Origin of the sequence: Aeromonas sp. TW 6 (genome assembly GCF_013168745.1) — a bacterium.
Classification (GTDB): Bacteria; Pseudomonadota; Gammaproteobacteria; order Enterobacterales; family Aeromonadaceae; genus Aeromonas; species Aeromonas caviae.
Genome location: NZ_JABERS010000012.1, coordinates 35332 through 48305, shown reverse-complemented (window position 1 = coordinate 48305; position 12974 = coordinate 35332). Strand labels below are relative to the sequence as shown.

9 protein-coding genes are annotated in these 12974 nt (G+C 64.0%); 5 read left to right on the top strand and 4 right to left on the bottom strand.

The features are described 5' to 3' along the window. Positions 1-19 precede the first annotated feature (19 nt). Entirely contained in the window at positions 20-1573 is a 1554-nt protein-coding gene (locus tag HKD46_RS08155) for a PAS domain-containing methyl-accepting chemotaxis protein (RefSeq protein WP_171865202.1), read from the bottom strand. A 382-nt stretch (positions 1574-1955) separates the two neighbouring features. Between HKD46_RS08155 and prpB the strand changes: the two genes are divergently transcribed. From prpB to prpF, 4 genes are all read left to right on the top strand, one after another. After that, on the top strand, positions 1956-2855 hold the full coding sequence (prpB, locus tag HKD46_RS08150; RefSeq protein WP_161469637.1) for a methylisocitrate lyase: 900 nt from the start codon (positions 1956-1958) through the stop codon (positions 2853-2855). Between the two features lie 64 nt (positions 2856-2919). Further along, on the top strand, positions 2920-4077 hold the full coding sequence (prpC, locus tag HKD46_RS08145; protein WP_161469636.1) for a 2-methylcitrate synthase: 1158 nt from the start codon (positions 2920-2922) through the stop codon (positions 4075-4077). Beyond that, a complete protein-coding gene (gene acnD / locus HKD46_RS08140) occupies positions 4077-6695 on the top strand; it encodes a Fe/S-dependent 2-methylisocitrate dehydratase AcnD (RefSeq protein WP_185219238.1) in 2619 nt (872 codons plus the stop codon). Before prpC ends, acnD begins: the two co-directional genes overlap by 1 nt. Positions 6696-6852: 157 nt before the next feature. Continuing rightward, positions 6853-8052, top strand: coding sequence for a 2-methylaconitate cis-trans isomerase PrpF (prpF, locus tag HKD46_RS08135; protein WP_171865200.1), 1200 nt, complete (start codon positions 6853-6855; stop codon positions 8050-8052). A 104-nt stretch (positions 8053-8156) separates the two neighbouring features. Here prpF and HKD46_RS08130 read toward each other — a convergent pair whose 3' ends face one another. The 3 genes from HKD46_RS08130 to HKD46_RS08120 all read right to left on the bottom strand — a co-directional run bounded on the left by HKD46_RS08130 (position 8157) and on the right by HKD46_RS08120 (position 11853). Continuing rightward, the gene (locus HKD46_RS08130) at positions 8157-8390 is read right to left on the bottom strand and encodes a DUF6719 family protein (RefSeq protein WP_102983837.1); all 234 of its coding nucleotides are present in this window, start codon (positions 8388-8390) and stop codon (positions 8157-8159) included. Between the two features lie 162 nt (positions 8391-8552). Continuing rightward, positions 8553-9599 (bottom strand): alpha/beta hydrolase, encoded by a 1047-nt coding sequence (locus HKD46_RS08125; protein WP_171865198.1) that lies wholly within the window; start codon positions 9597-9599, stop codon positions 8553-8555. A 97-nt stretch (positions 9600-9696) separates the two neighbouring features. Continuing rightward, a complete protein-coding gene (locus HKD46_RS08120; RefSeq protein WP_171865196.1) occupies positions 9697-11853 on the bottom strand; it encodes a TonB-dependent siderophore receptor in 2157 nt (718 codons plus the stop codon). A 130-nt stretch (positions 11854-11983) separates the two neighbouring features. Here HKD46_RS08120 and HKD46_RS08115 point away from each other — a divergent pair, with 130 nt between their 5' ends. Further along, complete coding sequence (locus HKD46_RS08115) at positions 11984-12922, top strand: helix-turn-helix transcriptional regulator (RefSeq protein WP_042880087.1); 939 nt, start codon at positions 11984-11986, stop codon at positions 12920-12922. Positions 12923-12974 lie beyond the last annotated feature (52 nt).

The following is a 12974-nucleotide window of genomic DNA, read 5'->3' as shown; positions in this document are numbered from 1 at the left end:
TGCATGAGTCTGACCGCTCTTACCCGAAGGTCTGCCCCAGGGATTTGAGCTGGCGAGCCTTGGTGAGCAGGATGTCGCTCGAGGCGTCCATGTCCTGCATCTTGTTGCTGTTGGTGTGGGAGTGCTGGGAGATGGCGTTGACGTTGCGGCTGATGTCCTCCACCACCACCTGCTGCTCCTCTGCCGCCGTCGAGATCTGGGCCGAGAGGTCCACCACCCGTTCTATTTCCGCCAGCACCTGATGCAGGCTCTCTGATCCCTGGCGGGTCAGGGTCACGCAGGATTGGGTCTGTTGCAGGTTCTGCTGCATCATTCCCTTCCAGCCGTTCAGGGTACGCTGGATCTGGCCTATGCTGCTCTGGATCTGCTCGGTCGCCTTGTGGGTGCGCGTGGAGAGGGTTCGCACCTCGTCCGCCACCACCGCAAAGCCTCGCCCCTGCTCCCCTGCCCGCGCCGCCTCGATGGCGGCGTTGAGCGCCAGCAGATTGGTCTGATCCGCAATGCCCTGGATCTCGCTCATCAGCACACCGATGCGGTCCGACTCCTCCGCCAGTGCCACGGCGGCCGTGAAGGCATGCTCTGCCTGGGTGGCCAGCTCCGTCACCCTGTGCTGGGTATCTTCCAACTGCTGATCGGTGTGTTGGCAGTGCGCCTTGGCCTGGGCTATTTGGTTGTCCGTCTCCAGGATATTGCGGGCAATCTCGTGGGCTGTCGCCGCCATCTCGGTGATGGCCGTCGCCACCTGCTGGGTCTGGATATCCTGTTCGGCGATGTCGGCGCTCGCCTCGCTGGAGGCTGTTTTCAGATGCACCGCGAGATCCTGCAGGGAGAGGGTCGCATCGTCCACTCGTCCAAGGACGGTGCGGATCCTGGCCTGCAACAGCTTGATGTGGAAGTCTGCAATGGCACTGGCATCCTCCCCCGAATAGATGAGCCGGGTCAGGCTGTCATATTCGTCCGCGAGCTGTCGCAGATAACGGGGGGTAGTGATGAGGGTGTCACGATAGATCAGGGCCAGCCACAAGAGAGGCAACAGGGTGAACAACGGCCCCCAGGGCCCCATCAGATAGGCCCCCCCTGCCAGCATCAGCAAGACACCGATGATGGCCAGCCCGTGGCGCATCGGGCGCAGGCTCAATCCGCCCTTTCGCTCCCCCCGCTCCACGCTCTTCAATCTGGCATAGGTGCGCCCGGCCACGGCTTTCATCTCCGGCGCGGCGCGACTGCGGACCGACTGGTAGCCATTGATCCGCCCCTGCTCGAAGATAGGGGTGACATAGGCATCCACCCAATAGTAACGCCCATCCTTGCAGCGGTTTTTCACCATGCCGCGCCAGGGTTTGCCCTGCTTGAGCTTGCCCCAGAGGTCAGCAAAGGCGGCCTTGGGCATGTCCGGGTGGCGAACCATGTTGTGGTGCTGGCCGATGAGCTCGGCCCGGCTGTACCCCGCTACCCGGCAGAAGTGATCATTGGCATAGGTGATCACACCCTGCAGGTCCGTAGTGGAGACCAGCTGTTCATTGGCAGGAAAATCCACCTCTTCGTCGATGAGATGAACCTGGCTTTTCTTCATGGCGCACACCCCTTGTTTGATCACCCACTGAGCGTAGCCAAACGCCTACGGGCAAGCAACGCAGAGACCCAGTCGGGGAGGATGGCTGAGACACAATTTGCATCCTGTTTGACGCCGCGCAAGATTTTGACCCCAAAAGCCCAGGTTTGGCCAAAAAACACTCGGCATTTTCCCAGGTTCACCTCTCTCCCACACGATGCATCACACCAAAAAATGGTTCCAACGAGTCTGTGGTGCTGGCGTTGCCAGGAGGCCGTCAGAGGAGAGCACACTTGATACGACCTTGGACCTAAGCATAATTGACGTTAACGTAAACGTAGTATGAGATAATGCCGTTCACCCTACACATCCAGCAGACACGCACCCCATGAAAGGAGTCACCATGTCCAACCTCTCCCCCTCGGCCGGCAGGCGTTTTCGCACGGCCCTGGCCAACGAAAAGCCCCTGCAGATTGTCGGCACCATCAATGCCTACATGGCGCTAATGGCAGAGCGCAGCGGCTTCCAGGCCCTCTATCTCTCCGGCGCCGGGGTGGCGAACGCCTCCTATGGCCTGCCGGATCTCGGCATGACTTCCATGAATGACGTGCTCATCGACGCCGAACGCATCACGGCTGCCACCCAGGTGCCACTCCTGGTGGACATCGACACCGGCTGGGGAGGTGCCTTCAACATCGCCCGCACCATCCGCGCTTTCGAGCGTGGCGGTGTGGCCGCCGTCCACATGGAAGATCAGGTGGCCCAGAAGCGCTGCGGTCACAGGCCCAACAAGGCCGTGGTCAGCGTCACCGAGATGGTGGACAGGATCAAGGCCGCGGTGGATGCCCGCCAGGACGAACATTTCGTCATCATGGCCCGCACCGACGCCCTGGCGGTGGAAGGACTGGGCTCGGCCCTGGAGCGGGCCGCCGCCTATGTGGAGGCCGGTGCCGACATGATCTTCGCCGAGGCGGTCACCGAGCTCGAGCAGTACGACCGTTTCAGGCAGGCGGCCGGGGTGCCGATCCTCGCCAACATGACCGAGTTCGGCAAGACCGCGCTGTTTGACAAGGAGGCGCTCGCCGCCCACGGCGTGGACATGGTGCTCTACCCCCTGAGCGCCGCCCGCGCCGCCAACCAGGCCGCCCTCAACGTCTATCAGACGCTTCGCCGTGACGGCCACCAGCGCGCCGTGGTCGACACCATGCAGACCCGGGAGTCCCTCTACGATTTTCTCGGTTACCACCACTACGAGCAGACCCTGGACAGGCTGTTCACCCAGGATCTGTCGACCAAGGAATAAGACGGCGACCGGCCGCCTTATGCTGGCGGCTGGCGCATCAACGGACTGAATGAGGAAACATGTGATGAGCGCCCTGCCCGAAACCACCGGCTTCAAGCCGAAGAAATCCGTCGCCCTCTCCGGCAGCGCCGCCGGCAACACCGCCCTGTGCACCGTCGGCCTCTCCGGCAACGACCTGCACTACCGTGGCTACGACATCCTGGACGTGGCCACCAGCTGCGAGTTTGAAGAGATAGCCCACCTGCTGGTGCACGGCCATCTGCCCAATGTGGCGGAGCTCGCCGCCTACAAGGCCAAGCTCAAGGCCCTGCGCGGCCTGCCCACCGGGGTCAGGACCGCCCTGGAGCAGTTGCCTCCCTCTGCCCACCCCATGGACGTGATGCGCACCGCCGTCTCCGTGCTGGGGTGCCTGTCGCCGGAGAAGGACGATCACAACCACCCGGGCGCCCGGGACATCGCCGACAAGCTGATGGCCTGTCTCGGCTCCGTGTTGCTCTACTGGTACCACTTCAGTCACAACGGCAAGCGCATCCATGTGGAGACCGACGACGACTCCATCGGCGGCCACTTCCTCCACCTGCTGCACGGGCACAAGCCACGCGACTCCTGGGTTCGCGCCATGCACACCTCTCTCATCCTCTACGCCGAGCACGAGTTCAACGCCTCCACCTTCACCGGCCGCGTCATCGCCGGCACCGGCTCGGACATGTACTCCTGCATCACGGGAGCCATCGGTGCCCTGCGCGGGCCCAAGCACGGCGGCGCCAACGAGGTGGCCTTCGAGATCCAGAAGCGCTACGAGAATCCGGACGAGGCGGAGGCCGACATTCGCGCCCGGGTCGAGAAAAAAGAGGTGGTCATCGGCTTCGGCCACCCGGTCTACACCGTCTCCGATCCGCGAAACAAGGTGATCAAGGAGGTGGCGCGCGCCCTCAGCCAGGAGCAGCACAACACCAAGATGTTCGATATCGCCGAGCGGCTGGAATCCACCATGTGGGAGGCCAAGAAGATGTTCCCGAACCTCGACTGGTTCAGTGCCGTCAGCTACCACATGATGGGGGTGCCCACCGCCATGTTCACCCCGCTGTTCGTCATCGCCCGCACCTCAGGCTGGTCGGCCCACGTCATCGAGCAGCGCATCGACGGCAAGATCATCCGCCCGAGCGCCAACTACGTCGGCCCGGAAGATCTCCAGTTCGTGCCGCTCAAGGAGCGCAAGTGATGATCAACACGCAATATCGCAAGCCCCTGCCCGGCACACAGCTCGACTACTTCGACGCCCGGGAGGCGGTCAACGCCATCGCCCCCGGCGCCTGGGACAGGCTCTCCTACACCGCCCGCGTCCATGCCGAGAACCTGGTTCGCAAATGCGATCCGGCCATCCTCGGCGAGTGCCTCGGCCAGATAGTGCACAACAAGCGCGATCGCGACTTTCCCTGGTTCCCGGCGCGGGTGGTGTGCCACGACATCCTGGGGCAGACCGCCCTGGTGGATCTGGCGGGCCTTCGCGACGCCATCGCCGAGCAGGGTGGCGATCCCGCCCTGGTGAACCCTGTGGTGCCGGTGCAGCTCATCGTCGACCATTCCCTCGCCGTTGAGTGCGGCGGCTTTGACCCGCAAGCGTTCGAGAAGAACCGCGCCATCGAGGATCGCCGCAACGAGGATCGCTTCCACTTCATCGACTGGACCAAGCAGGCGTTCAAGAACATCGAGGTGATCCCGCCCGGCAACGGCATCATGCACCAGATCAACCTGGAGAAGATGTCCCCTGTCATCCACGCGGACCGCGGTATTGCCTACCCGGACACCTGCGTCGGTACCGACAGCCACACCCCCCACGTGGATGCCCTCGGCGTCATCGCGGTGGGGGTGGGCGGGCTGGAAGCCGAGAACGTGATGCTGGGGCGCGCCTCCTGGATGCGGCTGCCTTCGATCGTCGGCGTGGAGCTCTCCGGTAAGCCGCAGCCCGGCATCACCGCCACGGACCTGGTGCTGTCGCTCACCGAATTCCTGCGCCAGCAGAAGGTAGTCGGCGCCTACCTGGAGTTTCGTGGCGAGGGCGCCGCCGCCCTCACCCTCGGCGATCGGGCCACCATCTCCAACATGGCGCCGGAGTATGGCGCTACCGCGGCCATGTTCTTCATCGACCAGCAGACCCTCGACTACCTCAAGCTCACCGGCCGTGACGACGAGCAGGTCAGGCTGGTGGAAACCTATGCCAGGGAGGCCGGTCTCTGGGCCGATGCCCTGGCGGGCGCCCAGTACGAGCGGGTGCTGCACTTTGACTTGTCGAGCGTGGTGCGCACCCTGGCGGGCCCCTCCAATCCCCATCGCCGCCTGCCGGTATCGGCATTGGCCGAGCGCGGAATCGCGGTGGACCTGGACAAGGCTCGTGCCCAGGAGGCTGACGGCCTCTTGCCCGATGGCGCCGTCATCATCGCCGCCATCACCAGTTGCACCAACACCAGCAACCCGCGCAACGTGATTGCCGCAGGCCTGTTGGCCCGCAACGCCAACCGGCTCGGCCTGATGCGCAAGCCCTGGGTCAAATCCTCCCTCGCCCCCGGCTCCAAGACGGTCGCGCTTTACCTGAAAGAGGCGGGGCTGATGGATGAGCTGGCACAGCTCGGCTTCGGCGTCGTGGCGTTTGCCTGCACCACCTGCAACGGCATGTCCGGTGCCCTGGATCCCGCCATCCAGCAGGAGATCATCGAGCGGGACCTCTACGCCACGGCGGTGCTCTCGGGCAATCGCAACTTCGACGGTCGCATCCATCCCTATGCCAAGCAGGCGTTTCTCGCCTCGCCCCCCCTGGTGGTGGCCTACGCCATCGCTGGCACCATCCGCTTCGACATTGAAAAAGATGTGCTGGGGGTGGTGGACGGCAAGGAAATTCGCCTCAAGGATATCTGGCCGTCTGATGAAGAGATCGACGCCGTGGTCAAGGCGTCGGTCAAGCCGTCCCAGTTCCGCCAGGTCTATATCCCCATGTTCACCCAGGAAGAGGATCAGGGTCCCAAGGTGACGCCCCTGTACGACTGGCGTGCGCAAAGCACCTATATCCGTCGCCCGCCTTACTGGGAGGGGGCACTGGCGGGCGAGCGCACCCTGCGCGGCATGCGGCCCCTGGCGCTGTTGCCGGACAACATCACCACAGACCACCTCTCCCCTTCCAACGCCATCCTGCCCGGCAGCGCGGCGGGGGAATACCTGGCGAAGATGGGCCTGCCGGAGGAGGACTTCAACTCCTACGCCACCCACCGCGGCGATCACCTGACCGCCCAGCGCGCCACCTTCGCCAACCCCCAGCTGGTCAACGAGATGGCGGTGGTGAACGGCGTGGTGCAGAAGGGGTCCCTCGCCCGCGTCGAGCCGGATGGCAAAGTGATGCGGATGTGGGAAGCCATCGAGACCTACATGGCACGCAAGCAGCCCCTCATCATCGTGGCCGGTGCCGACTACGGTCAGGGCTCGTCCCGGGACTGGGCGGCCAAGGGGGTACGCCTTGCCGGGGTGGAGGTGATCGCGGCGGAAGGCTTCGAGCGCATTCACCGCACCAACCTCATCGGCATGGGGGTGCTGCCGCTCGAGTTCAAACCGGGCACCACCCGCCTCACGCTGGGCCTCGATGGCACCGAGACCTATGACGTGGTGGGAGCACGCCAGCCGCGCACCGATCTCACTCTGGTGATCCGCCGTCGCAGCGGCGAAGTGATCCAGGTGCCCATGACCTGCCGCCTCGACACCGCCGAGGAGGTCTCGGTCTATGAGGCGGGCGGCGTGCTGCAACGCTTCGCCCAGGACTTCCTGGCGTCGACCGCGCAAAAGGCCGTGAGCTAAATCGCAACCCCGCTCCACCCCTTTGAAAAAGGGGAAGGCATAAAGCACCCTCTCCCTTTGAGAGAGGGTTGGGGTGAGGGGAAATCCCCCTCATCCGCCCTTCGGGCACCTTCTCCCAGAGGGAGCAGGATCTATGACTCTTTTCAGGACACTCTCTATGGCCCACATACCACAAGTAAAAATCCCGGCCACCTACCTTCGTGGCGGCACCAGCAAGGGGGTCTTCTTTCGCTTATCTGACCTGCCCGAGCGCTGCCAGCAGCCGGGCCCGGCACGGGATGCCCTCTTCCTGCGGGTCATCGGCAGCCCCGACCCCTACGGCGCCCACATGGACGGCATGGGGGGGGCCACCTCCTCCACAGCCAAGTGCGTGATCCTCTCCAAAAGCCAGCAACCCGATCACGATGTGGACTACCTCTACGGCCAGGTCGCCATCGACAAGGCGTTCGTCGACTGGAGCGGCAACTGCGGCAACCTCTCCACCGGCGCCGGCGCCTTCGCCATCCACGCGGGCCTGGTGGATCCCGCCCGCATCCCGGACAACGGCACCTGCGTGGTGCGGATCTGGCAGGCCAATATCGGCAAGACCATCCTCGCCCACGTGCCGGTGACAAACGGCCAGGTGCAGGAGACAGGCGATTTCGAGCTGGACGGGGTGACCTTCCCCGCCGCCGAGATCGTGCTGGAGTTTCTCGACCCGTCCGACGAGGGTGAAGACGGCGGCGCCCTCTTCCCCACCGGCAATCTGGTGGACGATCTGGAGGTACCCGCGTCTGTTGTAAAGAGCGGCGTACTGAAAGCCACCCTGATCAGCGCAGGCATCCCCACGGTGTTCGTCAACGCCGAGGACATTGGTTATGAGGGCACCGAGCTGCGCGAGGCGATCAACACAGACCCGCAAGCGCTCGCCCGTTTCGAGGCGATCCGGGTTGCCGGTGCCCTGCGCATGGGGCTCATCAAGCGCCCCGAAGAGGCGGCCACTCGCCAGCACACCCCGAAAATTGCCTTCGTCGCACCCGCCAAGGATTACCGCACCGCCAGCGGCAAGGAGATTATTGCCGGCGAGATCGATCTGCTGGTGCGGGCCCTCTCCATGGGCAAGCTACACCACGCCATGATGGGCACCTGCGCCGTGGCCATCGGCACGGCGGCGGCCATTCCCGGCACCCTCGTCAATCTGGCCGCCGGGGGCGGCGAGCGCGAAGCGGTGCGCTTTGGTCACCCCTCCGGCACCCTGAGCGTCGGAGCCCAGGCAGAGCAGGTAGCGGGACAGTGGACGGTCACCAAGGCGGTGATGTCCCGCTCCGCCCGCATCCTGATGGAAGGCTGGGTGCGGGTCCCTGGAGATGCCTTCTAGCCCGCTGCGGCATCACACCGACCAGGCCAGCCAGACGAAAAGAGCCCCAAGGCGACTGCCTCAGGGCTCTTTCTTGGATGTTTCAGGCTGTGAAAATCTCATCATCATTGCGGTCTTGCCACACACTCCACCTTTCTTGGCACATTGTGCTTCGCGTCCCCGCCGATGAGCCGCTTGACCTGCCCGGGTGGGCAGCGACCGTCATCCACATAGGCGGTCTCCCCAAGGGGCAGCCTGCCTGGGGGCGGATCCTGACTCAGATAGGTGACGGGAATGGGCGCAGGCGCAAACCCACTGCACCCCGACATCAGGAGTGCGCCGCACCACAGAGCCAGCATGCCTCCCCTCTTTCCTGCAACCGCCATCGTTCACTCCCTGCCTCTGTCGGGGCACCGACCCGGAGCCCCTCGTTTCGGCAGTCTACCCAGGGATGGCGCCGAACCGACACCCGTCTCCGGCGCCGTTGTGACGATTCCAGACACAGGCAAAAATATCGGCTTTCACGGCTTCGACCCGTAGTAGTGGGCCAGCAGGGCATCGGCCTCGTCCACGGGGATCGCCATCTGCGGCCAGCGCACGGCCTTCTCCCTGATGTCCCGCAGGCTCCCCAGCTCCGGGCGCAGTGCGCTGCCGAGGTGGCGGTTCAGGGCATCAAAGCGGGCGATCACCCCCTGTCGACTGAAGTGCCCGGGCGCCAGATCCAGCCGGTAGCCCTGAAACAGCCACTGGAGTCCCTGATAGACGGCGGGGTGGTAGACGCTGTGGTGATCCTCCTCCTCGAAGTAGCGGCTGGTGACGTGCAGGTTTGCGCCGGGCGCTGCCACCACCTGCCGCGCAAACTGCTGCAGGCGATCCCGGTGAAACGCCGAGCGCCCGAATCCCGGGGTGAAGGGGTTGTTGGCCACCGCCATGAACAGCGAGGAGGCGTGCTTGAGCGGCCCGGTCAACTCCGACGCGATGCGCTCGTAATTGCGGGGATAGTCGAACCAGAGGCTGGCGTCGATGGCGATCACTCCCTGGAACTGGCCGCTATCTTGCGCCTGTGCATCGAGCGCCAGCAGGCCGCCGAGGGAGTGGCCCACCAGCAGGGCCGGCGCCCGGGTCCGAAACCTCTCCTCGATGAGGGGGCGCAGCTCCTCACTCAGATAGCGCAGGAACCGGGGCCCGCCCCCCGTCACGGCATAGCCGGGCCCCGCCGGTGCCCCATTTGGCAAGGTCATGGTGTGGCTCGGGGTGTAATCCCGCATCCGGTCGGTGTTGTGGACCGCGACGATGATGAGGGGGGGGATAGCCGGATTGAGCCCGGCCCGCAGGGCCCGGGTGATGCCGACAACCTCCAGCAGGCTCTTCTCCCCGTCGAGCAGATAGAGCACGGGGAACCGAGCCCCGGGCTCGCGTTCATATTCCTGGGGCAGGGAGACGCTGTATTGCCGCGTCTCCCCCAGCAGGGCCGAATGGTGGGTGAAGCGCTGGGCATAGTGGAGCATGTCTGCCTGGGCAGAAGAGAATGTGATCATGGTGAGCAGCAGGATGATGAGTCTTGTCATGGGATGAACCAGAATTGTGTCGCCAACCTTGGGGATCCCCCGTAGGGCGGCGCACAGAGACGGCAGCAGGGCCCGCAGACCCTGCTGTCGTCGGTCGTTACAGCTTGTAGGTGAAGCCTGCCATCAGGTTCGCCGGCTCGCCGTACATGTTGAAGGTGCTGGTGGAGCCGACCCGGTAGAAGTACTCCCGGTCGAGCAGGTTGTAGAGGTTCAGGGTCGCCTGCATCCTGTCGTTGATCTCGTAACGCACCGCCGCATCGAACAGGGCATAGCCCCCCTGATGGGTCTCGACCCCCTTCTGGTTGAAGCCGTAGTCGCTCACCGCCGTCATCCCGGCCCCGAGGTGCAGCCCCTGCACCCAGTCGGCCAGGTGGTAGTCGGTCCAGAGTGAGAGGGCATGACGGGGGATGGTGTCGAATTTCGGGTTGTGATCCCCGGCCTTCTCCTCGATGTCGGTGAAGGTATAGCCGGCCATCACCATCCAGTTCTGGCTGAGATAGCCGCTCGCCTCCAGCTCGACCCCTTGCGTCTCCACCTTGCCGGTGGCCCAGTAGGTGTTGGTGATGGCAATGCCCTGATCGTCGTAGGCCTGGGCCGCGATGTTGTCGTCCTTCATCAGGAAGAGGGTCGCCCGGGTGTTGAGCAGGCCGTCACGCAGCGAGGACTTGATGCCGGTTTCCCACTGGCTGCCCTCCCGGGGCTTGAGCAGGTTGCCGCTCTCGTCCTGGCTGGTCTGGGGCTTGAACACCTTGGAGTAGCTGGCATACCAGGCGTGTTCGTCGCTCAGGTCATAGACGGCCCCCGCGTAGGGGGTGAGCTTGCCGTTGAACGCACTGGACTCGCCACTCTGGGCTCCGGAACTCAGGGTCGTGCTGACGGCATCCAGATCGTACCAGGAGACGCGGGCCCCGGTGATCACCGCGAGCGGCTCCAGCAGACGCCAGGTCACCTTGCCGTACAGACCGAGCTCCGACTGCTCCTCATGGTCATTCTTGGTGTAGCTGTAGTCCGGCTTGGCGACCCGGGTCGGGTCGAAATCGAACACATTGATCTTGCCGAGGTTGCGGTTGGTGTAGGTCTGGATGTCCGACTCGTAGCGCTTGTAGTCGGAGCCCAGCACAAACTCGCTCTTGTGCCCCAACAGATCGAACATCTGACTGTAGTTGGCATCGAAGGCCATGTTCTTCTGCTGGTTCCCCTGGCCGTTGAACATCAGCCCGGTGTTGCCCGCCGCGTCCACGGGGCCGTTGGTGAAGGTCTGCTCCAGCCGCATGTCGTGATCCATGTAGCGGGCCGAGACCTGACCCACCCCGCCGTTGGCAAAGGCGTGTTGCAGCGAGGCCCCCACATCCGTGGTGTCGGCGTCGAAGAAGTCTTCAGCCGACCCCAGGTAGGTGCTGCGGCCGATGTCGAGCAGGGAGCCGTCCTTGTACGCCGGCAGGCCGTTGGTGGGCAGGATGTCCTTGGTCTGGTGCAGGGCGTAGACGGAGAGCCGGGTGCGATCCGAGAGATCGAACTCCAGGGTGCCGTAGTAGGTACCGTTGTCGTTGTTGTTGTAGTCCACCTGGTTCTTGATGTCGGCGTTGGCCACCACGACGCGGCCGCGCAGGGAACCCTCGTCGTTGAGTGCGCCCCCCATGTCCGCCTCCAGGTAATGCCTGTCCCAGCTGCCATAGCGCGCCGTGACCGAGCCCTTGAAGGCGTCGGTCGGACGCTTGAGCACCATGTTGATCACGCCCCCCAGCTCGCTGGTGCTGTTGAAGAGGCCGGAGGGGCCGCGCATGATCTCCACCCGATCCACCGCCGCCAGCGACGGCAGGGTGCCGTACTTGCTCTGCATGGGCGATGGCAGACCGTTGAGGTTCACCTCGTCGTATTCATAGCCGCGGGAGAAGATGGAGGAGCGACCGCTGTCGTTGACCAGGGTGCGCAGACCCGGCGTGTACTTGGCCAGATCGTCCACCGCCACGAAGTTGCGCTCCTCGATGTAGTCGTTGGTCAACACGGTGATCGACTGGGGGATGTCTTTGAGGGCCGCCGGCGTCTTGGTGCCGACGGTGGCCGAGTCGACCCCATAGCCTCCCGTCTCCTCCGACGGCGACATCCCGTAGAGTGGATTGCCATAGACGACCAGGGTTTCGTCCGGCTTGATGTCCGGTGTGTGTGCCCCTGCCGGGGCGGCAAAGGTGACGGCCAGGGCGGCAGAGATGGCCAGCGCCAGCGGGCTTCGCGCTTTATCCTTCAAGACAACCATAGTAAGAGTGACCCCAAGATATAGATGATAATCATTTTCATTTAATTTTCCGGGGGCTAATATATCACTCCATCTTCCGCCGCAGTTTTGCGGTGTGGTCATTTCACTCTTCGACATGGTCAAATTGCACATGACTGACACAGTGGCAAGGGACACCAGCGCACGCCAGCGAGGCCGCTTCACCGGCAGGGTGGAGAACCTGGTGATCCAGGAGGGTCTTCGCTTTCACAACAAGGACATCGTTCACAAGGCAGACTTCGCCACCGAGCGGGAGTTGCCGCCGCAGTTGATCATCGCCATTCCCCTCGAGAGCCGGGCCCTGATGACCTATGGCGCCACTCACAGGCTCAAGGGGTGCCGCTTCCACGAGTCCGACCCCATAGTGGCAACCGCCATCCTCTATACCGAGCCCGACATCGTGCAGGGGGCGGCCAAAGCCCAGGTGCGCAGCCGCAGCATCGTCCTCTCCCTGGACCACACCTGGCTCGCCCACAACCTGGCACAGGCGCATCGCAAGGCTTTCGCACAGACCTTCAGCCGCCATCTGAGCCGCGTCGACTGGACCCTGCCCGCTGCCCTTGGACAGATTGCGGAAGCGCTCAATCTCACCAGCAGCCAGAACGCCTCCGAGATGCTGATGCGCAAGGCCTTTGCCCTCAGTGTCTGGGAGAGCCTGATGACCCACCTCCAGCAGGCCGCCTCCCCCTGCTGCCAACGCCAGAACGAGCAACCGACGCGCCTCAAGATGCTGCTCAGGGATGAAAAAGTGGACGAGATGACCCTGACCGAGATCGCGGCCACCCTCGGCATGAGCGTCTCCACCTTGCAGCGGGCCGCAAAAAAAGAGCTGGGCATGAGCCTGCAGCGCTACCTTCGCCAGCGAAAGCTGCAAGAAGCGCGGGCCAGGCTGGAGGCGCGCAGCCTCTCTCTGCAAGGGGCCGCCGCCCACGCCGGCTATGACCATGTGGCCAATTTCATCACGGCGTTTAGAAAGCAGTTCGGCTTCTCGCCGACGCGGATCGCCAGACAGGGTAAAGAGCAGGAGCAGGCGCCCTCTGCAACGCCTTGAGCCTCCTTGTTCATGCGCAATACATCTTTGCTCTGGGATAGTAGGCACCACG

What these genes read in the sequence shown, in the direction of transcription:
- HKD46_RS08155 (WP_171865202.1), bottom strand. Translation starts at nt 1,573, where the DNA reads ATGAAGAAAAGCCAGGTTCATCTCATCGACGAAGAGGTGGATTTTCCT.
- prpB (WP_161469637.1), top strand. Translation starts at nt 1,956, where the DNA reads ATGTCCAACCTCTCCCCCTCGGCCGGCAGGCGTTTTCGCACGGCCCTG.
- prpC (WP_161469636.1), top strand. Translation starts at nt 2,920, where the DNA reads ATGAGCGCCCTGCCCGAAACCACCGGCTTCAAGCCGAAGAAATCCGTC.
- acnD (WP_185219238.1), top strand. Translation starts at nt 4,077, where the DNA reads ATGATCAACACGCAATATCGCAAGCCCCTGCCCGGCACACAGCTCGAC.
- prpF (WP_171865200.1), top strand. Translation starts at nt 6,853, where the DNA reads ATGGCCCACATACCACAAGTAAAAATCCCGGCCACCTACCTTCGTGGC.
- HKD46_RS08130 (WP_102983837.1), bottom strand. Translation starts at nt 8,390, where the DNA reads ATGCTGGCTCTGTGGTGCGGCGCACTCCTGATGTCGGGGTGCAGTGGG.
- HKD46_RS08125 (WP_171865198.1), bottom strand. Translation starts at nt 9,599, where the DNA reads ATGACAAGACTCATCATCCTGCTGCTCACCATGATCACATTCTCTTCT.
- HKD46_RS08120 (WP_171865196.1), bottom strand. Translation starts at nt 11,853, where the DNA reads ATGGTTGTCTTGAAGGATAAAGCGCGAAGCCCGCTGGCGCTGGCCATC.
- HKD46_RS08115 (WP_042880087.1), top strand. Translation starts at nt 11,984, where the DNA reads ATGACTGACACAGTGGCAAGGGACACCAGCGCACGCCAGCGAGGCCGC.